Origin of the sequence: Phenylobacterium sp., assembly GCF_046463815.1 — a bacterium.
Lineage (GTDB): Bacteria > Pseudomonadota > Alphaproteobacteria > Caulobacterales > Caulobacteraceae > Phenylobacterium.
The window spans coordinates 47,180-71,659 of the sequence record NZ_JBKBRO010000012.1 but is presented as its reverse complement, the minus strand read 5'-3'; the positions used below and the strand labels follow the sequence as shown (position 1 = coordinate 71,659).

Genomic DNA, 24,480 nt, shown 5'->3' with positions numbered 1-24,480 from the left:
TTGCCGTTGGGTCGGGGAAGAGGCTTGCCCGGCCCGTCCTCAGACGGACGGGAAACACGCCGCCAGGATCTCGGCGCGCAGCTCGGGGATGCCGGTCCCCTTCTCGGAGGAGGTGGCCAGCACGCGCGGGAAGGCGGCCGGGCGTCTGGAGACCTTTTGGAGCGTCTCGGCGGTGACCTTCGCCACCTCGGCGGCCTTCAGCTTGTCGGCCTTGGTGAGCACGATCTGGTAGGAGACGGCGGCCACGTCGAGAGCGTCGAGCGCCTCCCGATCCGGTTCCTTCAGGCCGTGGCGGGCGTCGATCAGCAGATAGACCCGCTTCAGGTTCGGCCGGCCGCGCAGGTAGTCGCGGCCGAGGTTCTGGAACTTCCGGGCCACCGACTTCGAGGCCCGGGCCCAGCCGTAGCCGGGCAGGTCCACCAGGCGCAGCTTCTCGTCGGCCACGAAGAAGTTCACCTCGCGGGTGCGCCCGGGCTCGTTGGAGGCGCGCGCCAGGTCCTTGCGGCCGGTCACCGCGTTGATCAGCGAGCTCTTGCCCACGTTGGAGCGGCCGGCGAAGGCCACCTCGGGCAGGTCCGTGTCGGGCAGGCCCGCGATCGACACCGCCCCCATGAGGAAGCGCACGGGATGCGCGAACAGGACGCGCGCGGCCTCCAGCTCCTCGGCGTCGAAGGCCGCCTCGTCCGCCATCGGCTAGCCGACGTCCCTGGCCCGGCCGCCGCCGGTCACCTTGCGGATGATCTGGTCGATCGGATTGTCGACCTGGAACCGGCGCATGATCACGTACTGCTGCAGGAGCGTCAGCACGTTGGACCAGGTCCAGTAGATCAGCAGGCCCACGGCGAAGGGGGCCATGATGAAGGTGAAGATCAGCGGCATGAACTGGAAGATCTTCTGCTGGACGGGGTCGCCGGCCGGCGGGCTCATGGCCATGGTGAGCCACATGGTGACGCCGTAGAGGATCGGCAGCACGCCCAGGTGCAGGGGGCCGTTCAGGAAGCCGCCGATCAGCGGGGCCGTGGCGGGGTCCCAGGGGACCAGGCCGAACAGGTTCCAGATGGTCGTGGGATCGCGCGCCGAGAGGTCCTTGATCCAGCCCATGAACGGCGCGTGGCGCATCTCGATGGTGACGCTGAGCACCTTGTAGAGCGAGTAGAAGACCGGGATCTGCAGCAGCAGCGGCAGACAGCCTGCCAGCGGGTTCACCTTCTCGCGCTGGTAGAGGGCGAGCAGCTCCTGCTGCTGCTTGGCCGGGTCGTCCTTATATTTCTTGCGCAGCTCCTCCATCTGGGGCTGCACCTTCTTCATCTTGGTGATCGACTCGTACTGCTTGTTGGCCAGCGGGAAGAAGATCAGCCGGACGACGACGGTCAGCGCCAGGATGGCCAGGCCGAAGGCGCCCACGTAGCGGTGGATGAATTCCAGGAACTGGAAGATCGGCCGGGTCAGGAACCAGAAGTTGCCCCAGTCGACGGCGTTGTCGAAGTGGGTGACGCCCAGGGCCTTCTCGTACTCGCGCAGCACCGGGACCTGCTTGGCGCCGGCGAAGACGTGGGTGGTCTCGCTGATCTGGCGGCCGGCCGGGATGATCCGGGGCTGGCCGACGAAGTTGGCGTCCAGCACCTTCACGCCGGGGGCCTGGGTCTGCCGGAACTGGCCGGTGACGCGCTCGCCCTGGCCGGGGATCAGGGCCGCCAGCCAGTACTTGTCGGTGACGCCGAGCCAGCCGCCGGTGGAGTCGTAGGCCGGGCCGCCGCCCTCCTTCTCCCACTTGCGGTACTTCACCTGGCGCAGCTTGCCGTCGAGCCAGCCGATGGCGCCCTCGTGGACGATCTGGTTCTTGCCGAGGTCGGCGGGCACGCCCTGGCGCTGGACCGTGCCGTAGGGGGCGAGGGTGACCGGCTGGCCCGTGGTGTTGGCCACCGTGTCGGTGACGGTGAACATGTAGCGGTCGTCGATCTCCACCTTGCGGGTGAAGGTCAGGCCCTGGCCGTTGGTATAGGTCAGCACCACCGGCTGGCCGGGCGCCAGGGTCGAGCCCTGGGACAGCGTCCACACCGTCTGGGCGGTGGGCAGGCCGGGCACGTTGGCGCCGACCCAGCCCAGCTCCACGAACCAGGGGTACTGCGCGCCCTCGGGGCGCAGCAGTTCGACCGGCGGCGCGTTCTTGTCGACCGTCTGGCGGTACTGGACGAGGTAGAGGTCGTCGATGCGCGCGCCGCGCAGCGACAGCGAACCCTTCAGCGAGGCGGTGTCGATCGGCGCCCGGGGCGTGGCCGCCACGGCGGCCTGGCGGGTCATGGCCTGGGGGACCTGGGGCGCGGACGGCGCGCCGGCGGCGGCCGCGGCGGGCGGCGCCTGGCGGGCCAGCTCGGCCTCGCGGCGCTTGGCGGCCGGATCGATCACGAACACCTGGTACAGCACCAGGAGGAGGGCCGCGCACACGAAGAAGATGATCGTGTTGCGGGTGTTTTCGTCTCTCATGTCGGGGGAGGGTTCCGAAGAGGGGGACAGAGGCCTTCAGCCAGGAGGGGCCTCACGGTCGGCCGCGAGCCTTATCAGCGCGCTTTTCACGTCGTCAAGCAAACGGGCCCACGGGCGGGTGGTCACACCGCCACGGGCGATGAACACATAGTCGAAGCCGGGGCGGGCGTGGTCGGGCAGCAGCAGCCGGGCGGCCTCCCGCATCCGGCGCTTGGCCCGGTTGCGCTCCACGGCGCCGCCGATGCGCTTGGTGGCGGTGAAGCCGGCGCGGACCAGGGTCCGGTCGTCGGCGCGGTCGCGGGCCTGGACCACCACGGCGCCCTTGGCGCACGAGGGCGCCTGCGCGCAGAGCAGGAAGTCCGGCCGCTTCTTCAGGCGTTCGATGGGGAAGGGGGCGTCCGGCATCAACCTAGCGTGTCATCCCGGTTTCCGCGCAGCGGAAGACCGGGACCCATACGCGGAAAGGGCGCAGGATCAAACACGGCGCCGCCGCCGTGGGCCTTGTATCAGGGATCGGTGTCCGTGGGTCCCGGTCTTCGCGTTCCGCGAATCCGGGATGACAAACGCGCGCCTTAGGCGCTCAGGCGCTTGCGGCCCTTGGCGCGACGACGGGCCAGCACCTTCTGTCCATTCTTGGTGGACATGCGCAGACGGAAGCCGTGACGGCGCTTGCGCACGAGACGCGAGGGCTGAAAGGTCCGCTTCACTGGGTGGCTCCGGGGTCGAAAATCGAGGCGCGGTGGATAGTTGAACGGGCGGGGCCTGTCAACAGCCCCCGCTCATCAATCCGGCCATCAATCGGCCAGCGTCAGCACCACGGGGCCCCGCGGAGTGACCACCAGGGTGTGCTCGTACTGCACCGTGGGCTGGCCGCCCGGCGGGAACAGGGTCCAGCCGTCGTCGGCCTCCTCCACCCAGTCGGCGCCCAGGGACAGGAATGGCTCGATGGTGAAGACCAGGCCCTCGGTCATGGTGCGCCTGTCGGATGGCTCCCACCAGGTGGCGATCTCGGTGGGCGCCTCGTGCAGGCTGGCGCCGACGCCATGGCTGGCGAGATTGCGCACCAGGCTGTAGCCGTTCTTCCGCGCGAAGGCCTCGATGGACTTGCCGATCGCGTTGAGCGGAGCCCCGGGACGGACCGTGCGGATGCCGCTCCAAAGCGCCCGGCGGCCGTCGCGGCACAGCTTCTCGACCCTGGGCGCGGTCGGCGGCACGGCGAAGCTCGCGCCGGTGTCGGCGAAGAAGCCGTCCAGCTCGGCCGAGACGTCGATGTTGATCAGGTCGCCCGCCTCGACCTTCCGGTCGCCCGGGATGCCGTGGGCCACGTCGGGCCCGATGGAGATGCAGGTGGCGCCGGGGAAGCCGTAGGTCAGCTCGGGCGCGGACCGTGCGCCGGAGTCCTCCAGCATCCGGCGGCCGAGGTCGTCCAGCTCGCGCGTGGTCATGCCGGGCTCCAGGGCCTCGCCCATGGCCTTCAGCGTGCGCGCCACGAGGCGCCCCGCGGCCTTGAGCTTCTCCAGTTCGTCCTCGCTGCCGATGGTCATGGTCAGAGGTCCGGGCGGATGATGGTCTTGCCGACGACTGTGCGCCTCGCCAGGGTCTCGAACGCCTCGCGCCATTCGTCCAGCGGGAATTCGCGGTCGACGCGGGGTTTCACCCGGCCCTCCTCGGCGAGCTTCCAGATGGCCTCGGTGTTTTCGCGGCCCTTGTCGGGGAACTGGCGGCCGTACTCGCCGGCGCGCACGCCGTGGACCGAGAAGCCCTTGATGAGCGCGATGTTCACGGGGAGCGTGGGCAGGCGGCCCGAGGTGAAGCCGATCGTGAGGATGCGGCCGCCGAAGGCGATGCAGCGGGTCGATTCGTCGAAGACGTCGCCGCCCACCGGATCGTAGATGACGTCGGCGCCCCGGCCCCCGGTGATCTCCTTGACCCGCTCGCGGAACCCGCCGGCGACGTTGACCGTCGCGTCCGGGGCGTACTCGTCGGCGATGACCTTCAGCTTGGCGTCGGAGGCCGACGCGGCGATCACCTTGGCGCCCAGCAACTTGGCGAGGTCGACGGCGGCCAGGCCCACGCCGCCGGCCGCGCCATGAACCAGCACCCACTCGCCCGGCTGGACGTTCGCCGCGCGCACCAGGGCCACGTAGGCGGTGAGGTAGGCCACCGGATAGCCGGCCGCCTGGGCGAAGGTCAGGGCCTGCGGCTTGCGGCGGAGCTGGGCGGCGGGGACGATGGCGAACTCGGCGCAGGCGTTGCGGGCGCCGCCGGCCACCGGATCGCCTGGGACGAAGTCCGTCACGCCCGGTCCCACCGCGTCCACCTCGCCCGCCAGCTCCATGCCCGGCGTGAAGGGGAGCGGCGGCTTGTGCTGGTGCTCGCCGCGCGTCTGCATCAGGTCGGGGAAGTTGACGGCGGCGGCGCGGACCCGGACGCGGACTTCGCCGGGACCCGGCTCGGGGACGGGCAGCTTCTTGACGACGCAGCCGGCGTAATCGGGCGCCAACCTCTCGACCACCAGGGCCCGCATCACGTCCCCGCCCATCAGGCGATACGGCCTTCGAAACCCTCGCGCACGAGGCCGGCGATTTCCCGGCAGGCGACGTCGGCGGCGGGAACGGCGCCCGTGAAGGCGGTGAAGGCGTGGGCCAGGCCATCGTAGCAGCGGTAGGCCACGGGGACGCCCGCGTCGCGGAGCTTCTTCGCATAGGCCTCGCCCTGGTCGACCAGGGGATCGAAGCCGGCGGTGGCCACCACGGCGGGCGCCAGGCCCTTCAGGCTCCTGGCGCGCAGGGGCGACAGGCGCGGGTCGGCCGGATCATCGCCTGGGCCCAGGTAGTGGCCCATGAACCAGTCCATCATCGGCCGCGAGAGCGGGAAGGCGTCGCCGTAGGTCTGCATGGAGGCGCTCTGGGAGGCCACGTCGGTGCAGGGATAGACGAGGAGCTGCAGGGCGGGCTGCGGCTCGCCCGCCTTCCTGAGCTCCTGGCAGACGATGGCGGCGAAGTTCCCGCCCATGGAATCGCCGCCGATGGCCGCATGGCCATCGGGCGCGCCGAAGCGGCCGGCGTTGTCGCGGCCGAAGCGGTAGGCGGCGAGCACGTCCTCCAGCCCTGCCGGGAAGCGGTGCTCGGGCGAAAGCCGGTAGTCGACGGACAGCACGGCGCAGCGGGCGATCCTCGCCAGCAGGGTGCAGAAGGCGTGGGTGGTCCCGATGGAGCCGATCACGCCCCCGCCCATGTGGGCCCAGACCATCAGGGGCGCGGACGGGTCCTGGACCTCGGGACGATAGGCGCGGGCGGGGATATCGCCGGCGGCGCCAGGGATCGTGAGGTCCTCCCAGCGCACGCCGGGTTCAGGATCGCCGGACACCTGGGCGATGGCGTTCTCTTCGCTTCGACGGGCCTCCTCCACCGACAGGCTCTGCATGGGCGGCGCCTTCCTGGCCTGGGCGGCCAGGAACTGCAGGCGCGGGTCGAGGGTGCGGCCGCCCCGGTAGACCACGCCGCCGCCGGCCATCAGCCGGAGCACCGGGGCGGGCAGGGACAGAAGGGCGCGGACGGCGAAGCGCTGGACGGCGGGCGAGGCCATGCCGTTCAGGCCTTGGCCGGCAGGCCGTGCAGGCCGCAGAGGATCATGGCCACGGCGAAGTCGGTGGCGGCCTCGGTGTCGATCGGGCGCCGCTCCAGCATCTTGTCGCCGATCTCGCGGGCGATGGCGATGCAGGCGGCGGCCATGTAGTCGGGGTCGGAGGCCGGCTCGCCGCCGGCGGCGATGGCCTCGACGATGGCGTCGCGCACCTCTGCGAACACCGCGGCCATCTCGGGCGTCTCGCCCTGGACGTGGGGCTGGGGCTCGCCCGGCGGGCGCTTGGCCATCCAGCTCGTGTGCTCGTCGGCCAGGAAGCCGAAGTAGGCGGCGATGGCCTGGCGCACGAAGGTCTCGAAGTCGGCGCCCGAGGCGCGCAGGGTCTTCAGCACCGGGGCGAAGCGGCGGGCGCCGTCGTCGGCCAGGGCCGCGAACACCTCCTCCTTGGAGCGGTAGTAGTTGTAGAAGGTGCCGGCCGCGAGGCCGGTGCGGCGGATGATGTCCCGCACCGTAGCCTGGTCGTAGCCCAGCTCCCCGAACACCTCGCGCGCGGCGTCCAGGATCGCCTGACGGTTCTGGACCTTCGTCTGCTCGCGCTTGCCGGCAGGGAGATAGGCGACCTGGGCCATGGGGCGTGTACGGACTCGAGCTACGAAAGTGACGCCCGTCACTTACGCGCGTCCCGCGATGCGCCGCAAGGGTCTCGTAAGGTTACGGCCGCGGGCCGATGCTCAGCCCATCGCGGCCGCGGCCTGGGCGACGCGATCCAGCACGGGGCTCCAGTCTTCGTCGCTGGCCTGCCGGAAAAGCCGCACCGATCCGTACCAGGGCATCCGTTCGCCCGCCGCGCCGTAGCGCCATTCCGGCTTCTTCGGGACCATGACCAGGGCGGGCCTGCCCAGCGCCCCGCTCAGATGCACGACCGCGGTCTGCACCGTCACGATCAGGTCCAGGGCGCAGACCAGGCCGGCCAGGTCTTCGAAGTCGTCGATCTCGGCGGGATCGAACAGGCGGACGGGCCGATCGAGGGCGGCGTTCGCGGCCTCCACCTCGGCTTCCACGTCGCCGTACTGCAGGCTCACCAACTCCGTTCCGGGCCCCGACAGGGCCGAGGCGAGCCGGGCGAGCGGCAAGGACCGCGCCGCGGCGCCGGTCCGCTTCGCTCCACCCCGCCAGGAGATCCCGATGCGCCGTCGCGCGGGCCGCTCGGCCAGACGGGCCTTCCAGCCTTCGGTGGCTGTGGTGCGAGGCGCCAGATATGGCCGCCCGGTGAAGGCGCTGTCGTCTCGCCGCCAGGCGTGGGGGAGGCTGCCGATCGCCACCGTCAGGTCGAAGGCCTCCCGGTCCAGCGCCGGGACGTCTTCGTTCGCGACGCAGGCGACTCCCGGGAAGCTCAGGCGAAACAGGGACACGAGCCGGGGATCGCAGGCCAGCGTCACCCCGCGCGCCACGGAGGCGAGGTCGGGCAATATGCTGGCGAACAGGATTTGATCCCCAATCCCCTGTTCGGCGAGGACCAGGACCCGTTGGCCCTCGAAATCGGCAGGTCGCGGCGCGAGGGCCAGACGCGATCGGGTTTCCGGCGTGACGACGCCGGACGAGCTGCGCGTGAACAGCGGCGTGGACCAGCGACTTTCATAGTCGGCCCACCCGCGGCCGAAGTCGCCGACCGTCAGCCGGGCGTGGGCGCGGCGGTAGCGGGCCAGGCCCTCGGCCGGCCGCGCCTCCACGGCGGCGTCCAGCACGGCGGCGGCCTCGCCATAGCGGCCGAGAGCGGTCAGCGCCATGCCGGCGTTGCAAAGCGCGTCATAGTCCCCCGGCCGGACGGCCAGCCCCGAGCGAAACGCCTCAAGCGCCTCCTCATAGCGCGCCAGGCTGTAGAGGGCGTTCCCCAGGTGGCCCCAGGCGGCGGCATGGCCGGGCTGCAGAGCCAGCGCCGCCCGCGCGGCGGCGGCGGCGTCATCGGGCCGCTCCAGTTCGTTGAGCGCCTGGGCCCGGTTCCCGTGCGCCTGGGCCATCGCGGGGTCGAGTTCCAGCGCGCGGTCGTAGCTCGACAGCGCCTGGGCGAAATCTTCCAGGCGGGCGAGCGCCGCTCCGCGATTGAGGTGGTTGGCGGCCCGCGCCGGTTCGAGCGCGATCGCATGATCGAAGGCGGTCAGTGCGGCGCGCGGGTCGGACAGTTCCAGCCGCAACTGCCCGAGCATGGCCCACCCCCGGGCATGTTCCGGCGCCAGCGCCACGAGGCGCTCCAGCCGGTCGGCCGCCTCGGCGATCCGTCCGGCGCGCGCCAGCGCGAGGCCTTCGGCGTGGAGATCGTCCGATGCGGTCACACGCCGGCCCTGAACTCCGGGTCCACGCGCCTGATGAACTCCATGGCCGCGGCCGGGGCGCGGACCTTCCCCTCGTGGATGACGAAGGCGTAGACGTCGCGCGGCGTCTCGGGGGGGCCGGTGCGGTCCAGGGGCTGGAAGTCGCCCGGCACGCCGCCCGCCGCATAGGCCCGGAGGCGGTCGGCCCAGGCGTCCAGGACCGGCGCCTCGTAGCCCGTCGGGATGCTGTCGTCGGCCGACAGCAGGCGCAGGTAGACGAAGTCGGCGGTGACGTCCGGGATGAAGGGGTAGTTCTCGTTCTCGGAGTTGCAGATCGCCACGTTCCGGTCGCGGCACAGGCCCACGAACTTCGGATCGGCGAAGGAGGCGTTGCGCACCTCGACCACGTGCTGCAGCGGCAGGCCCTCCAGCTTGCGCGGCAGGAGGTCGAGCCAGGCGGCGAACTCGTCGTGGTCGAACTTCTTGGTCGGCGCGAACTGCCACAGGATCGGCCCCAGGCGGTCGCCCAGCTCGGTCAGGCCCTGGCCCAGGAAGATGTCCATGCTGGCCTTGCCGTCGGACAGCACCTTGCGGTTGGTGCAGAAGCGGCTGGCCTTCACCGCGAACCTGAAGCCGTCGGGCGTCGCCGCCCGCCACTTGGCCCAGCTGTCGGGCTTGAAGCTGGAATAGTAGGTGCCGTTGATCTCGATGGCGGTGAGGCGCCGGGACGCGTAGGCCAGTTCGTCGGCATGCTTCAGCCCCTTGGGATAGAAGACCCCGCGCCAGGGCTCGAATGTCCAGCCCCCGATCCCGCAGCGGATCCGGCCCATGCCCGTCATCGGGACCTCCCTCGTCAGCTCCGCCTAGCTAACGCCGATCGGTTGTGTTCTCAAGATGTTCCCGCAGGTTGGGGGCGGCGCGCCCGGCGCCGCCCCTCGCCCCTTGCGTCCTACTTCCGCGACGCCGCGGTCTTGTCGCGCTCGGCCTTGAACTCGGCGCCGGCCTTCCATTCCGGCCAGGTCTTCGAATTGGCCAGCTCGGAGCCCATCTCGTAGAAGATCGAGAGCTCCTGGACGAGGCCGTCGGTCTTCCAGTTCGGATCGAACTCGTCGGCGGGCTGGTGGTACTTGTCCTTCACATAGGCTTCGCTGAGCGCCTTTCCGGCGGCCTTGCCCCCGTCGACCAGATCCTCGCCAGAGCCGAACGAGATCGCCGGCACGCCGCGCTTGGCGAACGGGAAGTGGTCCGAGCGGAAGAAGCTGCCCGCCTGCGGGTTCGGGTCGGGCGAGAAGGTCATGCCCTTGGCGGCGGCCACGCGGACCAGGTCGTCCTTAAGGGTCAGGGGCGCGTCGCCCGACATGGTCACGTCCCTGGTCGGGCCGATGAGGTTCACGCCGTCCATGTTCAGCGAGGCGACGGTGGTGGCCAGCGGATAGATCGGGTTGTCGGCGTAGTATTCCGAACCCAGCAGGCCCTTCTCCTCGGCGGTCACCGCCAGGAAGACGACCGAGCGCTCGGGCTTCGGCCCCTTGGCGAAGGCGCGGCCCAGCTCCAGGAGGGCCGCCGTGCCCGAGGCGTTGTCGAGGGCGCCGTTGTAGATCCTGTCGCCCTTGGCGTCGGGCAGGCCCACGCCCAGGTGGTCCCAGTGGGCGGTGTAGAAGACGCGTTCCTCGGGCCGGCTCTTGCCCGGGACGACGCCCAGCACGTTCTTGGAGACGACCTTCTGGGCGTCGACGGCGTAGTCGGTGGAGAAGGTCACGCCCTTCAGTTCCACCGGCTTGAAGTCGCGGGTCTGGGCCTGCGCCTTCAGGGCCTCGAAGTCGAGGCCGGCGGCCTTCATCAGGTCGACGGCGAGGTCGCGCTGCACCCAGCCCTCCAGCGGCGCGTGCGCCTCGGTCGGGTCCTTGCGGATGACGTCGAAGATCTCGTTGGTGTTGGAGTTCTTGACGGTCGCCCAGCCGTAGGAGGCGGGCGCCGTCTCGTGGATCACCAGGAAGCCGATCGCGCCCTGGCGGGCGGCTTCTTCGTACTTGTAGGTCCAGCGGCCGTAGTAGGTCATGGCCTTGCCGCCGAAGTCGCCTTCACCGGTCTCGAAGTCGGGGTCGTTGACGAGGACGAGGGCCACCTTGCCCTTCAGGTCCATGCCCTTGAAGTCGTCCCAGTTCCGCTCGGGCGCCTTCACGCCGTAGCCGACGAAGACGACGGGGGCGTCCTTGACGGTCAGCCGGTCGACGCCGGTCTGGGCGGCGCGGATGGCGATTTCCTCGCCCTGGGTCAGGCTGCGGACCTGGCCCGCGGCGGTGAAGCTGGCGGCCACCGGGCCCTTGGTGGCGAAGCGGGCGAGCGGCACGTCCTGGGTCCAGGCGCGGCTTCCGTCGGCCTGCTTGTCGCCGGCCGGCTGGAGCCCGGCGGCCTTCATCTGCTGGATGAGGTAGGCGACGGTCTTCTCCTCGCCGGGGGTGGCCGGGCCGCGGCCCTCGAACGCGTCGGACGACAGGACCTTGATGTCCTGCATGATCCGGGCGCCGTCGAGCGGCGCCGGGGCCGCGTAGGCGGCGGTGGCGAAAGCGGCGGCCGCCGCGGCGCAGAGGAGAAGCTTTTTCATTCGCACACTCGGTATGGGGTCGAAAGTTGCGCGACCCTAATGGCGTCCGGATGAAACGGCTAGGGCGTCCCGCCGCGGCGCGCGATGAACGCCGCGATTCCGTCGAGCACGACCTCCAGCCCGAGCTCGAAGCGGGCGGTGGGATCGGCCAGCTGGGCGATGTCGGGCGCCGTGCGCCAGGCCTCGCCCAGGCGGATCAGCGCGGCGTGGCTCCTGGGGTCCAGGCGCTGCTGCAGGGCGGGCTCGGCCAGCTCGAACCACTGGGCGTCGGTCAGGCCCGTGCGCTGCTCGGCCTCCCGGGCGTCGCGGGCGTCTTGCAGGGCGCCTTCGATATAGGCCCGGAGCACGTCGACCATCAGGTCCTTCTCGAGGTCCGAGAGGCCGGTCGGCTCCATGGCGCGCAGGATGGCCTCCATGCGGGCGATGATGTTGGGCCCGAGCGGCGGGCGGTGGTGAACGGCGTCCATCAGCCAGGGGCGTTCCAGGCCCATGCTCCACCGCCGCCGGGCCATGAAGGCGAGGCTCTCGCGCCAGCCGGCGCCGGGCGGCGCGTCCTCCAGCTCGCCCGCCACCCGGTCGACCATCAGGGCCAGCAGCTCCGACTTCGAGCGGACATAGGTGTAGATCGACATGGGCGAGACGCCGACGGCCTGGGCCACCGCGCGCATGGACAGCGCCGCCAGCCCTTCGCGGTCGGCGATGGCGATGGCCGCCTCGACCACGTCCTCGGTCGAGAAGCGCGGCTTGGGCCCGCGCTTGCCGGGTTCGTGCAGGCCCCACAGCAGCTCGATGCTGCGCCGGGGGTCGTGGTCTGAAGGGTGTTCCTTGGCCATTCGGCTCGACGTTACCACAATTACACTTTACATGATACGGAGTTTGCGGCACACGGCGCGCTGCACGGGGCCCGCAAGAGGTCCCGGCGAGGCGACGCTGCAGAATGGTCCCCGGCGACGGCGCACGTTGCGTCGGGCGCGCAAACCTTGTTCAACCAACGCCGGCCGCCGAACCCGATTTCCATGAGTTCCATGCGAAACGCCTCCTCCGCCGCCATCCGGGCCTCCCTGGGGCTGGCGTCCCTGACCCTGGTGTCGGCGACCCTGGCCGCCTGCGCGACCCCCAGGCCCGCAGACGTGGCCCTGCCCCAGGCCTACGAGGCGCCCACCGCGCCGCCCGGCGCGGTGGCGCTGGACGCCTGGTGGACGGCCTTCAACGATCCCGAGCTCACCGGGCTGGTGGAGCAGGCGCTGGCCCGCAACCCCGACGTCCGCACGGCCGCCGCGCGGCTGGCCGAGGTCCGCGCCCAGCGGACCAGCGCCATTCTCCAGTATCTTCCGACGGGCGACGCCAGCGGCTCGGCCAAGCGCACCCAAACCGAGCAGCTTTCGGGGACGGCGGTGGACATTCCGGGCTTCTCGACCAGCGGCGCGTCCGAGACCTACCAGGCCAACTTCAACGTGAGCTGGGAGATCGACCTCTTCGGTCGCTCGCTCGCCGCGCTGGGCTCGGCCAACGCGGAGGTCGCCGCCGCCCGGTTCGGCTGGGAGGGCGCGCGCGCGGCCATCGCCGCCCAGACGGCCGACGCCTATTTCCAGGCCCGGGGGCTGGCCATCCAGCTCGCCGACGCGCGGGAGACGGCGCGCATCCAGCGCGAGCTCTACGACGTGGCGGTCAAGCGCGGGACGCTGGGCCTGGCGGCCAGCTCGGAGGCCGATCGCATCTCGGGCGAGCTCGCCCAGGCCGACGCCCAGGTGACCGCCCTGGAGGCCGAGCTGCAGGCCCAGAAGCGGGCCATCCTGATCCTGGCCGGCCGGGTCGTGGAGCCCACCGCCAACATCGCCGCCCCGCCTCGGGTGGGCGAGGCTCCACCCGTCCCCGCCGCCATCCCGAGCGAGCTCCTGGAGCGCCGGCCCGACGTGCGCGAGGCCCAGGCCCGGCTGCGCTCGGCGGCGGGCCAGCAGCGGCTGGCGGGCCTCGCCTTCTTCCCCAAGCTGACCTTCACCCCAGGCCTCGGCTGGTCCCGGCAGGAGCAGCCGAACTTCTTCTCGGAATCGCAGAGCTGGACGCTCGGCGGGACCATCACCCAGCCGATCCTGTCGATCCCTCGCCTGATGGCCGAGCTGAAGGCGCAGAACGCCCGCACCGAACAGGCGGTGATCGCCTACGAGCGTTCGGTGCAGACGGCCTTCCAGGAGGCCGAGGGCGCGATGGTGCGCCTGGACGCCGACCGCCGCCGCGTGGCGCTGCTGACCGAGGGCGAGCGCCGCGCCGCCCGCGCCTACGATGCGGCCCGGACCGGCTACGCCCGGGGCCTGACCGACCTCACCACCACGCTGAACGCCGAACAGTCCTGGCGCGCGACCCGGACCCAGCTCACGTCCGCCCAGGTGCAGGCGCTGCGCCGGACCGTGCAGGCCTACAAGGCCCTGGGCGGCGGCTGGCCCGCCCAGGCCTACGCCCAGAATAGCCGCGAGAACACCACCCAGGCCGTCCAGGCCCGATGATGCGAGACCGCATGCGACTGAAGCTCACCCTCCTCCCGGTCCTGGCCGCCGCCGTGGCGCTGTCGGCCTGCCACAGGCCCGAGCCCGCCAAGCAGACCGCCCAGCAGGCCCGCGCCGTGCGCGTGGTCGCCGTCGCGCCGCGCGCGATCACCGGCGCGATCTCGGCCTCGGGCGACCTGATCCCGCGCGAGGAGGCCGCGGTCACCGCCGAGGTCACCGGTTTCCGCGTGGCCCGGGTGCTGGCCGACGTCGGCGACTATGTGAAGGCCGGCCAGACCCTGGCCCAGCTCGATCCGGCGCTGCTGGAGGCCCAGCTCGCCCAGGCCCAGGCCCAGGCCGACCAGGCCGAGGACCAGGCCCGGCGCGTCCAGGGCCTCGACGGCGAAGGCGTCCTGTCGCAGGAGCAGATCGCCCAGCGCCGCTTCCAGGCCCAGGCGGCCCGCGCCAACCTGCGCGACCTGCAGGTCCGCATGCGCAAGATGGCGGTGACCGCGCCGGTCTCGGGCCTGGTGCTGGAGCGCACCGTACGGCCGGGCGACCTGTCGGCCGGCGGCGCGACGCCCTGGTTCCGGCTGGCCCGCGACGGTCAGATCGAGCTGTCGGCCGACCTTTCCGAGGACGACCTCGCCCGCGTGCGGCGCGGCCAGCGGGCGACCGTCACCCTGCCCAGTGGGACCACGGTGACCGGTACCGTCAGGATCGTCAGCCCCCAGATCGACCCCCAGACCAAGCTCGGCGAGGTGCGCGTCACCCTGCCGGTGCGCGGCGACATCCGCGCGGGCGGCTTCGGCCGGGCGGTGTTCGAGGACGTGTCGGGCCCGGTGCTCGCCGTGCCGGAGACGGCGATCCGCTATGACGCCAACGGCGCCAGCGTCATGGTTGTCGGCGCCGACAACCGCGTGAAGCGCGTGGCCGTCCAGACCGGCCAGCGCGGGTCTGGCCTGGTGCAGATCGTCCGCGGCCCCGGGGCCGGCGCGCGCGTGGTCGAGAACGCCGCCTCCTTCCTGCTGGATGGCGACCTCGTGAAGCCCGTGCTGGCCGGCGCGCCGGCGCGACCCGCCGCGGAACCGACCGGGGCGGCGCGATGAGCGAACACCGCAGCGCCTCCTCGCACTTCCCGGTCTCGGCCTGGGCGATCCGCAACCCGGTTCCGGTCGCCCTGCTGTTCCTGGGCCTGCTGATCGCCGGGCTGATCGCCTATTCCGGGCTGGCGGTGAAGCAGTTCCCCAACATCCAGTTCCCCGTCGTGGCGGTCACCGTCACCCAGAGCGGCGCGGCGCCCGGGGAGATGGAGACCCAGATCACCCGGCCGGTCGAGGACGCCATCTCCGGCATCACTGGGGTCAAGAACGTCCAGTCGGTGGTGACCCAGGGGGTCTCCACCACCTCGATCCAGTTCGAAATGGGCGAGGACCTGCAGAAGAAGACCGACGAGGTCCGGGCCAAGATCGACCAGACGCGGCAGATCCTCCCGCGCGACATCGACGAGCCGACCGTCACCCGCGTCGAGATCGACGACGCCTTCCCGATCATCACCTACGCCGTCGAGGCGCCGTCGATGTCGGACGAGGAGCTGTCCTGGTACGTGGACGACCGCATCGCGCGCGAGCTGCAGACGGTGGCGGGTGTGGCCCAGGTGACGCGCGTCGGCGGCGTGGCCCGCGAGATCAACGTCATCATCGATCCCGACCGGCTGGCGGCCCGCGGCCTCACCGCCGCCCAGGTGAACAACGCCCTCGTGAGCTTCCAGCAGGACGCGCCTGGCGGGCGCGTCCAGGTGGGCGGCCGGGAGCAGACGGTGCGGGTCCTGGGCTCGGCCGCGACCGTGGCCCAGCTCCGCAACATGACCATACCCACCGGCGCGGGCGGTTTCGTGCGCCTGACCGACGTGGCCCAGGTGGGCGACGGCTCGTCCGAGGCGCGCGGCTTCGCGCGCCTGAACGGCCGGCCGGTGGTCGGCTTCCAGGTCAGCAAGACCAAGGAGTCCTCCGACGTCGACGTCGAGGACGGCGTCAAGGCCAAGCTCGCCGCCATGGAGAAGGCCAATCCAGCCGTCCGCTTCACCAAGATCTTCGCCTCGGTGGACGAGACCCGCGCCAACTTCCGCGCCACCCAGCACGTGCTGCTGGAGGGCATGGCGCTGGCCGCGCTCGTGGTGCTGTTCTTCCTGCGCGACTGGCGGGCGACGATGATCACCGTGCTGGCCATGCCGATCTCGCTGATCCCGACCTTCTTCGTGATGCAACTGGCCGGCTTCTCGCTGAACCTGGTCACGCTGCTCGCGCTCACCCTCGTCATCGGCATCCTGGTCGACGACGCCATCGTCGAGATCGAGAACATCGAGAAGCGCGTGGCCCGCGGGATGCGGCCCTATGAGGCCGCCCTGGAGGGCGCCGACGCGATCGGCCTGGCGGTGGTCGCCACGACCATGGCCATCGTGGTGGTGTTCACGCCGGTCAGCTTCATGCCGGGCATCCCGGGCCAGTTCTTCAAGGAGTTCGGCCTGACCGTCTCGGTGGCGGTGCTGTTCTCGCTGCTGGTGGCGCGCCTCGTGACCCCGCTGATGGCCGCCTACTTCCTCAAGCCCTCGGTGAGGCCGCACGAGCGCAAGCCGTTCGAGGGCTTCTACCGCCGGAGCCTGGAGTGGGCCCTGGCCCACCGGATCGTCGCGGCGCTGGCCGGCCTCGTGATGTTCGCCGGTTCCGTGACGCTGGTGGGCTTCCTGCCCCAGGGCTTTCAGCCGCCGGGCGACCCGGACTACATCTACATCAACGTCCAGGGCCCGCCCGGCGCGACCATCCAGGACATGGAGGCTGCGGTCCAGGAGGTCACCCGCGTGATGACCGCCCAGCCGGAGGTCACCGACGTCTTCGCCCAGGTGGGCTCCACCGTGGCCAACTTCGGGCCCGGCGGCGGCCCCGGCGCCAGCGACCTGCGCTCCGGTACGATCACCATCCTGATGCGGCCCGACCGCAAGGTCACCGGCAACCAGCTCAAGGATCGCGTGCGCGACCAGATCGCCGCCATTCCCGACGTGCGGCTGAACTTCCTCGACTTCCAGGGATCGGCCGGCTTCGAGCAGGTGCTGACCGCCCAGGATCCCGTCGCCCTGGAGCGCGCGAGCCTCGAACTCGAGCGGCAGATGCGAACCCTGAAGGTGATCGCCGATCCACGGCCGGCCAATCCCCCCGTGGGGCCCGAGGTGGCCATACGGCCCCGGCCCGACGAGGCCGCCCGCCTGGGCGTCTCGGTGGCGACCATCGCCCAGGCCGCGCGCGTGGCCACCGTCGGCGACATCGAGGCCAATGTGCCGAAGCTGAACGAGGGCGAGCGGCGGATCCCGATCCGCATCCGCCTGCCGGAAGAGGCCCGCGCGGACGTCGAGCAGATCCGCCAGCTCCGCCTGCCCACCGCGACCGGAGGGGTCACCACCCTGGGCGCGGTGGCCGACGTCGAGTTCCAGGCGGGCCCGGCGCGCATCGACCGGCTGAACCGCCAGCGCCAGATCACCATTCAGGCCGAGCTGGGCGACGGGGTGGAGCTGGGCGAGGCGACCAAGGCCGTTGCCAACCTGCCGATCATGAAGAACCTGCCGCGCGGCGTTAAGCCGGGCGCGGTGGGCGACGCCGAGGCCATGGCCGAGATGTTCGGCGGCTTCGTGGTCGCCTTCGCCACCGCCGTCTTCCTGATGTTCGCCGTGCTGGTGCTGCTGTTCCGCAGCTTCTTCAAGCCGATCGTCATCCTGGCCGCCCTGCCGCTGGCGGTGGGCGGGGCGTTCATCGGGCTCCTGATCTTCAACCTGTCGCTGTCGATCCCCTCGCTGATCGGCTTCCTGATGCTGATGGGCCTGGCGGCCAAGAACTCGATCCTGCTGGTCGAGTACGCCATCGAGCGCGAGCGCGAGGGCATGAGCCAGCACGACGCGCTGATCGAGGCCTGTCGCGAGCGGGTGCGGCCGATCATCATGACCACGCTCGCCATGGCGGCAGGCATGCTGCCGACCGCCTTCGCGCTGGAGAAGGGCGCCGAGTTCCGCCAGCCCATGGCCGTGGCCGTGATCGGCGGCCTGATCACCTCGACCCTGCTGTCGCTGGTGCTGGTGCCGGTGGTCTACCGCTTCGTGGACGACTTCGAGAACTGGCTGCGGCCCAAGCTGGCCCTGCTGGTGACGCCCCGCGAGGCCCCGCGCGGCCCCGTGCCCGAGGATCGGCTGTAGGGTCTAGCCTGTTCAACCTGAACTATTCCCGCCTATGCTCGCGCCATCTGGACGTGAGGGGGAGCGGATGGCCGGGTTCTCGATCGAGGATGCGCTGAAGAGCGGGTTTCGCCTGGCGCGGCGCGAGTGGAAGGCGGTGCTGGCCTGGGGCCTCGGCACGCTGGTCCTGCTGGCGGTGACAGAGTTCATGACCTACGGCGGCGTCTTGCCCGAGTACATGCGCGTGGTGGGCGATGATCCCGAGGCCGCCCAGGCGCTGATCGAAAAGGCCACAGAGGGCGAGACCCTGGGGGTCTCGATCCTGGCGTTCATCCTCAACGGGGCATGGGCTATCCTCCTCTATGGCGCGGTCGCCCGCGCCGTGCTGCGACCGCAGGACCGGCGGTTCTTCTACCTGCGGCTCGGCCGGGGTGAGCTGTGGCTCACGGCGAGCTCGCTGGTCGCGATGCTCCTGATCGGCATGGGGCTCCTGGTGGTCGGCTTCGCGGCGGGTTACCTGATCGGCTTCATGGCCGGGGTGACCGGCCTGCCGAACTGGCAATGGGGCGTCCTGATCGGCCTGCCGGTCGTCGCCGGCGTGATGTACGTCCTGGCGCGTTTCTTTCCGATCTGGATTCAGGCCTTCGACGAGGAGCGCTTCGTCCTGCTGGACGCCTGGCGGCTGACCCGCGGCCAAGGCTGGCGGATCGTCCTGCTCGTGCTGGCGCTGCTCTTCATGGTGCTGATCCTGTTCGTGATGATGATGCTCCCCCTTGCCTTGCTCATCGTGGTGCTGATGGGACTGGGCTCGCTGGGCGGCGCGGCCCTGGCCGTCGCGGTGACCGTCGGGGCGGTCCTGGGCCTGGGGTTGACCGTCGCTCTCTACGGGCTTGGCTACACCGTCGCCATCGCCCCCTACGTCGAGGTCTACCGCCGGCTGAAGGCTTCGGCGTGAGCGGCCCTCACAGAACTGTCAGACAAGCCTGCTAGGCGCCTCCAATCACGGTGAGAGGGCATCGGCATGCGTTGGCGTTCGGTTGTGAAGTGGGCGGCGGGCCTGGCGCTCGCGGCGATGGCGGTCATGCCCGCGCAGGCGGCCGACGACCGGCGCGTGGTGCTGGTGACGCTGGACGGGCTCGACTGGACCGACGTCTTCCGGGGCGCCGACCCGGCGCGGGCCGCCGACCGCGCCTTCGTCCACGAGCCTGAGGACGTCCAGAAGCGTTTCCTGGCCCCGGCCGACCGGACCATGGCGCTGATGCCGTTCCTGAACGGCGTGGTGGCCAAGGAAGGCGTGCTGCTGGGCGACCGCGACCACGGCTCGTGCTTCGCGGTCTCGAACGAGATGTGGTTCTCGTATCCCGGCTACAACGAGATCCTGACCGGCAAGCCCGACCCCAAGGTCCGATCGAACGAGCACGGGCCCAACGCCAACGTCACCGTCCTGGAGTGGCTGAACCGCCAGCCCGGCTTCAAGGGCCAGGTGCGCGCCGTCGCCTCCTGGGATCACTTCAGGGACATCGTCAACGCGGCCCGCAGCGGCGTGCCGGTCAACGACGGCTGGGACGACCTGCCTGCCCGCACGCCGGCCGAGGCGAAGCTGGCGGAATTCGCCCGCGAGGTCCCGAGGCTCTGGGCCACCGTGCGGCTGGACGCCATTACCCACGGCTACGCGCTAGAGACCCTGCGCCGCGACAAGCCGCGCGTGCTCTTCGTCTCCTACGGCGAGACGGACGACTTCGCCCACGAGGGCCGATACGACCTGACGCTGGACGCCGCGCATCGCACCGACGCCTTCCTGGCCGAGCTCTGGAAGACCCTGCAGGCCGACCCCGCCTATCGCGGCAAGACCACCCTGATCGTCACCACCGACCACGGCCGGGGCAAGGGCAAGCCCGACGCCTGGAAGAGCCACGGCAAGCCGATCCACGAGGGCTCGGACGCCACCTGGCTCGCCGCCATCGGGCCGGACGTGAAGGCGGGCGCCAAGCCCGAGGGTTGCGCCTATTCCGCCCAGGTCGCCGCCACGGCGCTGACGGCGCTTGGGCTCGACTGGAAGGCCTTCGATCCGGCCGCCGGCCAGCCGCTGCCGATCCTCAAGGGCCGCTAGATCTCGCCGCGCAGGACCCGGGCGTAGAGGTCCGGGTCCACGTTGCCGCCCGAGAGCACCACGGCGACGGGGGCGTCGCCGCCGGCCGCGACCTTGCCGGCCAGCAGGGCGGCCAGGCCCACCGAGCCGCCCGGCTCGACGACCAGTTTCAGCATGCGGAAGGCGTAGCGCATGGCCTCGGCCACCTCGGCGTCGCTGACGAGGGCGATGTCGGCGAGCGTGCGGCGCATGATCGGGAAGGTGATCTCGCCGACGAAGGGCGATTCCAGCGCGTCGCACATGGACCGGCCCGTGGCCTTCTGGACGACGATCTCGCCCTTCTGGAGCGACTTCCTGGCGTCGTCGAAGGCCTCGGGCTCGACGCCCACGACGGCGGTGTCGGGCGACAGGGCCTTGACCGCCAGGGCGACGCCCGAGACGAGGCCGCCGCCGCTTACGGGGGCGAGGACCGCGCCCAGCTTCGCGCCGGCCGCCTGCGCCTGGCGGACCAGTTCCAGCCCCAGCGTGCCCTGGCCGGCCACGATGTGCGGGTCGTCGAAGGCGGGGACCACGATCGCCCCGCGCTCCTCGGAGATCCTGGCCGCGATGGCCTCCCGGCTCTCGGTCAGGCGGTCGTAGAGCAGGACCTCCGCCCCGTAGCCCTTGGTCGCCTCGACCTTGATGGCCGGAGCGTCCCTGGGCATCACGATCACCGCCGGCATGCCGAGCAGCTTGGCCGCCAGCGCCACCCCCTGCGCGTGGTTGCCGGAAGAGAAGGCCACGACCCCGCGCGCCCGCTCGTCCGCCGTGAGCTGGACCAGCCGGTTGTAGGCGCCGCGGAACTTGAAGGCGCCGACCCGTTGCAGGGTTTCGGGCTTGAGCAGCACCCGACGGCCCAGGCGTTCGTTCAGGGCCGGACTTTCGATCAGCGGCGTCTCGACCGCATGGCCCTTCAGCCGCGCGGCGGCGGCCTCGATGTCGGCGAAGGTCACGCTCACTTGGCGAAGACCATCGAGTCGTCGGCGAAGGCCTTGAACTCCAGGGCGTTGCCCGAGGGGTCGAGGAAGAACATGGTCGCCTGCTCGCCCGGCAGCCCCTTGAAGCGGATCTGAGGCTCGATGACGAACCTGATCCCGGCGGCCTTCAGCTTCTCGGCCATGGCCTCCCATTCGGGCAGGGTCAGGATGACGCCGAAGTGGCGGACCGGCACCTGTTCGCCGTCGACGGCGCTGGTGTTGCGGTGGCCGACCTCGTCCGGCGACAGGTGGGCGACGATCTGGTGGCCCCGGAAGTCGAAGTCGATCCAGGCGTCGCTCGAGCGGCCCTCGGGGCAGCCCAGCAGGTCGCCGTAGAAGGCCCGGGCCTCGGCGAGGTCGCGGACGGGGAAGGCGAGGTGGAAGCGCGGGATGTCCATGGCCCGCTGTGATAGCTCCCGCGACCCTTGAGGGCGAGGTCCAGTTGGTCTAAACGGGCGCCGCAATCGATCCCCGCTTCCCCGCCGAGCACCTGTCGAAGGGCCGGGAGGCGTCTCCCGGGCAGGTGGAGGGATCGTATCCAGATGGCCAACGTCACCGTGATCGGCGCCCAGTGGGGCGACGAGGGCAAGGGCAAGCTCGTCGACTGGCTGTCCAACCGCGCCGACGTGGTCGTGCGCTTCCAGGGCGGCCACAACGCCGGCCACACCCTGGTGGTGGGAAACCAGACCTACAAGCTCAGCCTGCTGCCGTCGGGCGTGGTCCAGGGCAAGCTGTCGATCATCGGCAATGGCGTGGTGGTCGATCCCTGGCATCTGCTGAAGGAGATCGCGACCCTGGGCGAGCAGGGCGTGAAGATCACGCCGGACCTGCTGGTGCTGGCCGACAACGCCTGCCTGATCCTGCCGCTGCACCGAGACCTCGACCAGGCGCGCGAGGCGGCGGCCACGAACAAGATCGGCACCACCGGCCGCGGCATCGGCCCGGCCTATGAGGACAAGGTGGGCCGCCGCGCCATCCGCGTCGCCGACCTCGCCGACCGCGAGGCGCTGGAGGCCAAGATCGACCGCCTGCTGGCCCACCACACGCCGCTGCGCCGCGGCCTGGGCCTGCCCGAGTACGACGGCGCGGCCCTGCTGGCCGAGCTGGAGGAGATGGCGCCGAAGATCCTGCCCTTCGCGCGCCCGGCCTGGCTGTTGCTGGACGAGGTGGTGAAGAAGGGGCGGCGCGTGCTGTTCGAGGGCGCCCAGGGCGCCCTGCTGGACGTGGATCACGGCACCTATCCCTATGTGACCTCCTCCAACACCGTGGCGGGCCAGGCGGCGGCGGGCTCGGGCCTGGGGCCCAAGGGGCCCGGCTATGTCCTGGGCATCGTCAAGGCCTACACCACCCGCGTGGGCGAGGGGCCGTTCCCCACCGAGCTGTCCGACGAGGTGGGCCAGCACCTGGGCACGGTGGGACGGGAGTTCGGCACGGTGACCGGCCGCTCGCGCCGCTGCGGCTGGTTCGACGCGGCCCTGGTGCGCCAGTCGGTGGCCCTGAACGGCATCGCGGGCATCGCGCTCACCAAGCTGGACGTGCTGGACGGCCTGCCGACGCTGAAGATCTGCACCGGCTACGAGCTGAACGGGGAGGCGGTCGGCTACCTGCCCGCTGGCCTGAAGGCCCAGGGCCAGCTCACGCCGGTCTACGAGGAGATGGAGGGCTGGAGCGAGACCACCCAGGGCGCCCGCTCATGGAAGGACCTGCCCGCCAACGCCGTGAAGTACGTGCGGCGGATCGAGGAGCTGATCGGGGCGCCGGTGGCCCTGCTCTCCACCAGCCCCGAGCGGGACGACACCATCCTGATGCGCGACCCCTTCCAGGACTGATGGGCCAGGACTGAACGGTGTTCGCCGGCGTCAAGCGGTTCTTTACCCCGGGGGTGTAAGCGGCGGACGAGGGGGTTCGCCGTGTTCGACGACGAGAAGAGAACCATCCAGCGCATGGCGCCCATGCTGCAGCGGGTGCTCATCGCCGATCCGCAGGCCTCGGGCGCCGCCCTGATCGGCGAGGCGATGCGCAACATCTCCCGCGCCCAGACCTGGACCGCCAGCACGACCGACCGGGCGCTGAAGCTCTGCGAGAGCGTCGATCCGCAGCTCATCTTCGTCGAGATGTCGTGCGAGAAGATGGACGGCGTGGAGTTCACGCGGAAGCTGCGCCGCAGCCCGCTCGCCTGCCGCCAGGCGCCCGTGATCATGGTGACGGGCTCGGCCACGGCGGCGGGAATCCTCGCCGCGCGCGACGCCGGGGTGCACGAGTTCCTGCGCAAGCCCTTCACCATGAAGGACCTGCTGCGCCGGCTGGAGGCGGTGACGCTGCGCCAGCGGGACTGGATCGAGGCGGTGGGCTACGTCGGCCCCGACCGGCGGCGGTTCAACTCGGGCGACTACACCGGGCCGCTCAAGCGGCGCACCGACAATCGCCCGACGCCCGACGCCGCGCGCATCGGCCAGGCGCTGAAGATCCTGCGCTCGGCCATCGCCGACTTCGACAAGGACCCCGAGCAGGCGACCCGCGCCGTCGAGGCCCAGGTCGTCGACATCCAGAAGGCGGCGACGGCGGCCGCGGACCTCAAGCTGGTCACGGCCGCCGCCGACCTGCATCGCCATGTGATGCAGTCGCGGAAGATGGGCGTCAGCCTGAGCCGCGCCGAGGTCGAGAGGCACGCGGCCAGGCTGCTGGCCTGCGCGCCCCAGGACGAAGCCCGAGCCGCCTGATCAGGCGTCCACCAGGTTCCGTTCCTCGGCGGCCGCCCGCATCGACTTCTGCAGCTTCTCGAAGGCCCGGACCTCGATCTGGCGGACCCGCTCGCGGCTGACGCCGTATTCCGAGGCGAGCTCCTCCAGGGTGGTGGGCTCGTCCTTCAGCCGCCGCTCGGTGAGGATGTGGCGCTCGCGGTCGGTGAGCTCGGTCATCGCTTCCTCGAGCAGGCTCATGCGCAGGGTCTTCTCCTGCGTGTCGGCGATGATGGTCTCCTGGCTGGGCGTGTCCTCGTCGACCAGCCAGTCCTGCCACTCGCTCTCGCCGTCGGCGCGCAGCGGCGCGTTTAGCGAGGCGTCGCCGCCGGCCAGGCGACGGTTCATCGAGACGACCTCCTCGTCCAGCACGCCGAGCTTGGTGGCGATCTGGCTGACCTGGTCGGGATGCAGGTCGCCTTCCTGGAGGGCGGCGATCTCGCTCTTGGCCTTCCGCAGATTGAAGAACAGCTTCTTCTGGGCGGCCGTCGTGCCCATCTTCACCAGCGACCACGAGCGCAGGATGTATTCCTGGATCGAGGCGCGGATCCACCACATGGCGTAGGTGGCCAGTCGGAAGCCCTTGTCGGGGTCGAACTTCTTGACGGCCTGCATCAGGCCGACGTTGCCCTCGGAGATCACCTCGCCGATCGGCAGGCCGTAGCCGCGATAGCCCATGGCGATCTTGGCCACGAGGCGCAGGTGGCTGGTGACGAGCTGGTGGGCGGCCTGAGGGTCCTGGTGCTCCTGCCAGCGCTTGGCGAGCATGAACTCCTCGTCCTTGGCCAGCATGGGGAACTTGCGGATCTCGGACAGATACCGGCTGAGGCCGCCTTCCGGCGACATCACGGCGAGCGCGTTCACGGCCATGGACTTATCCCCTCATTCTCGGACGTTCGGCCATACCCGGCCGACCGCCCCCTCCAACCAAACAGATATGTACTGGGTTGCGGCTTCG

The 24,480-nt window shown here is 71.0% G+C and carries 22 protein-coding genes; 7 read left to right on the top strand and 15 right to left on the bottom strand.

Annotated elements, in window-relative coordinates:
* Window positions 1-39 precede the first annotated feature (39 nt).
* The 12 genes from yihA to ACK4TT_RS09865 form a co-directional block, all read right to left on the bottom strand.
* On the bottom strand, window positions 40-690 hold the full coding sequence (yihA, locus tag ACK4TT_RS09920; protein ID WP_410212922.1) for a ribosome biogenesis GTP-binding protein YihA/YsxC: 651 nt from the start codon (window positions 688-690) through the stop codon (window positions 40-42).
* Between the two features lie 3 nt (window positions 691-693).
* Window positions 694-2,484 (bottom strand): membrane protein insertase YidC, encoded by a 1,791-nt coding sequence (yidC, locus tag ACK4TT_RS09915; RefSeq protein ID WP_409634833.1) that lies wholly within the window; start codon window positions 2,482-2,484, stop codon window positions 694-696.
* A gap of 36 nt (window positions 2,485-2,520) precedes the next feature.
* Window positions 2,521-2,889, bottom strand: coding sequence for a ribonuclease P protein component (gene rnpA / locus ACK4TT_RS09910; RefSeq protein WP_409634830.1), 369 nt, complete (start codon window positions 2,887-2,889; stop codon window positions 2,521-2,523).
* Window positions 2,890-3,056: 167 nt separating this feature from the next.
* Window positions 3,057-3,191 carry a 50S ribosomal protein L34 gene (rpmH, locus tag ACK4TT_RS09905; RefSeq protein WP_293482274.1) on the bottom strand — a complete coding sequence of 45 codons (135 nt, stop codon included), beginning with the start codon at window positions 3,189-3,191 and terminating at the stop codon, window positions 3,057-3,059.
* An 87-nt stretch (window positions 3,192-3,278) separates the two neighbouring features.
* Entirely contained in the window at window positions 3,279-4,028 is a 750-nt protein-coding gene (gene map / locus ACK4TT_RS09900) for a type I methionyl aminopeptidase (RefSeq protein ID WP_410212921.1), read from the bottom strand.
* Window positions 4,029-4,030: 2 nt separating this feature from the next.
* Entirely contained in the window at window positions 4,031-5,011 is a 981-nt protein-coding gene (locus tag ACK4TT_RS09895; RefSeq protein WP_410212935.1) for an NADPH:quinone oxidoreductase family protein, read from the bottom strand.
* Between the two features lie 14 nt (window positions 5,012-5,025).
* Window positions 5,026-6,072 carry an alpha/beta hydrolase gene (locus ACK4TT_RS09890; RefSeq protein ID WP_410212920.1) on the bottom strand — a complete coding sequence of 349 codons (1,047 nt, stop codon included), beginning with the start codon at window positions 6,070-6,072 and terminating at the stop codon, window positions 5,026-5,028.
* A 5-nt stretch (window positions 6,073-6,077) separates the two neighbouring features.
* Complete coding sequence (locus tag ACK4TT_RS09885; RefSeq protein ID WP_409634820.1) at window positions 6,078-6,698, bottom strand: TetR/AcrR family transcriptional regulator; 621 nt, start codon at window positions 6,696-6,698, stop codon at window positions 6,078-6,080.
* A 102-nt stretch (window positions 6,699-6,800) separates the two neighbouring features.
* Window positions 6,801-8,399, bottom strand: a complete 1,599-nt coding sequence (locus tag ACK4TT_RS09880) for a tetratricopeptide repeat protein (protein WP_410212919.1) — start codon at window positions 8,397-8,399, stop codon at window positions 6,801-6,803.
* On the bottom strand, window positions 8,396-9,217 hold the full coding sequence (locus ACK4TT_RS09875) for a DUF72 domain-containing protein (protein ID WP_409634815.1): 822 nt from the start codon (window positions 9,215-9,217) through the stop codon (window positions 8,396-8,398). The genes ACK4TT_RS09880 and ACK4TT_RS09875 overlap by 4 nt, the downstream gene beginning before the upstream one ends.
* A 110-nt stretch (window positions 9,218-9,327) precedes the next feature.
* A complete protein-coding gene (locus tag ACK4TT_RS09870; RefSeq protein WP_410212918.1) occupies window positions 9,328-10,983 on the bottom strand; it encodes a M28 family metallopeptidase in 1,656 nt (551 codons plus the stop codon).
* A gap of 59 nt (window positions 10,984-11,042) precedes the next feature.
* Window positions 11,043-11,816 carry a TetR/AcrR family transcriptional regulator gene (locus tag ACK4TT_RS09865; RefSeq protein WP_410212917.1) on the bottom strand — a complete coding sequence of 258 codons (774 nt, stop codon included), beginning with the start codon at window positions 11,814-11,816 and terminating at the stop codon, window positions 11,043-11,045.
* 183 nt (window positions 11,817-11,999) lie between these two features.
* Here ACK4TT_RS09865 and ACK4TT_RS09860 point away from each other — a divergent pair, with 183 nt between their 5' ends.
* The 5 genes from ACK4TT_RS09860 to ACK4TT_RS09840 all read left to right on the top strand — a co-directional run bounded on the left by ACK4TT_RS09860 (window position 12,000) and on the right by ACK4TT_RS09840 (window position 19,789).
* Window positions 12,000-13,484 (top strand): efflux transporter outer membrane subunit, encoded by a 1,485-nt coding sequence (locus ACK4TT_RS09860; protein ID WP_410212916.1) that lies wholly within the window; start codon window positions 12,000-12,002, stop codon window positions 13,482-13,484.
* 11 nt (window positions 13,485-13,495) lie between these two features.
* Window positions 13,496-14,572 carry an efflux RND transporter periplasmic adaptor subunit gene (locus tag ACK4TT_RS09855; protein ID WP_410212915.1) on the top strand — a complete coding sequence of 359 codons (1,077 nt, stop codon included), beginning with the start codon at window positions 13,496-13,498 and terminating at the stop codon, window positions 14,570-14,572.
* Window positions 14,569-17,700 (top strand): efflux RND transporter permease subunit, encoded by a 3,132-nt coding sequence (locus tag ACK4TT_RS09850; protein ID WP_410212914.1) that lies wholly within the window; start codon window positions 14,569-14,571, stop codon window positions 17,698-17,700. Before ACK4TT_RS09855 ends, ACK4TT_RS09850 begins: the two co-directional genes overlap by 4 nt.
* Before the next feature lie 67 nt (window positions 17,701-17,767).
* The gene (locus ACK4TT_RS09845) at window positions 17,768-18,634 is read left to right on the top strand and encodes a hypothetical protein (protein WP_409634798.1); all 867 of its coding nucleotides are present in this window, start codon (window positions 17,768-17,770) and stop codon (window positions 18,632-18,634) included.
* Between the two features lie 66 nt (window positions 18,635-18,700).
* Entirely contained in the window at window positions 18,701-19,789 is a 1,089-nt protein-coding gene (locus ACK4TT_RS09840) for an alkaline phosphatase family protein (protein ID WP_410212913.1), read from the top strand.
* On the opposite strand, the gene ACK4TT_RS09835 is transcribed toward ACK4TT_RS09840, so the two are convergent.
* On the bottom strand, window positions 19,786-20,766 hold the full coding sequence (locus ACK4TT_RS09835; protein ID WP_409634792.1) for a threonine/serine dehydratase: 981 nt from the start codon (window positions 20,764-20,766) through the stop codon (window positions 19,786-19,788). The two genes, ACK4TT_RS09840 and ACK4TT_RS09835, sit on opposite strands and share 4 nt — an antisense overlap.
* Complete coding sequence (locus tag ACK4TT_RS09830; RefSeq protein ID WP_409634789.1) at window positions 20,763-21,182, bottom strand: VOC family protein; 420 nt, start codon at window positions 21,180-21,182, stop codon at window positions 20,763-20,765. Before ACK4TT_RS09830 ends, ACK4TT_RS09835 begins: the two co-directional genes overlap by 4 nt.
* 144 nt (window positions 21,183-21,326) lie before the next feature.
* On the opposite strand from ACK4TT_RS09830, the gene ACK4TT_RS09825 reads away from it, so the two are divergent.
* Both ACK4TT_RS09825 and ACK4TT_RS09820 read left to right on the top strand, forming a co-directional pair.
* Window positions 21,327-22,613 carry an adenylosuccinate synthase gene (locus ACK4TT_RS09825; RefSeq protein WP_409634787.1) on the top strand — a complete coding sequence of 429 codons (1,287 nt, stop codon included), beginning with the start codon at window positions 21,327-21,329 and terminating at the stop codon, window positions 22,611-22,613.
* A gap of 81 nt (window positions 22,614-22,694) precedes the next feature.
* Window positions 22,695-23,504 (top strand): two-component system response regulator, encoded by an 810-nt coding sequence (locus ACK4TT_RS09820; RefSeq protein WP_410212912.1) that lies wholly within the window; start codon window positions 22,695-22,697, stop codon window positions 23,502-23,504.
* On the opposite strand, the gene rpoH is transcribed toward ACK4TT_RS09820, so the two are convergent.
* Window positions 23,505-24,392: an RNA polymerase sigma factor RpoH gene (gene rpoH, locus ACK4TT_RS09815; protein ID WP_409634782.1), complete on the bottom strand. Its 888-nt coding sequence runs from the start codon at window positions 24,390-24,392 to the stop codon at window positions 23,505-23,507.
* Between the last annotated feature and the right edge of the window lie 88 nt (window positions 24,393-24,480).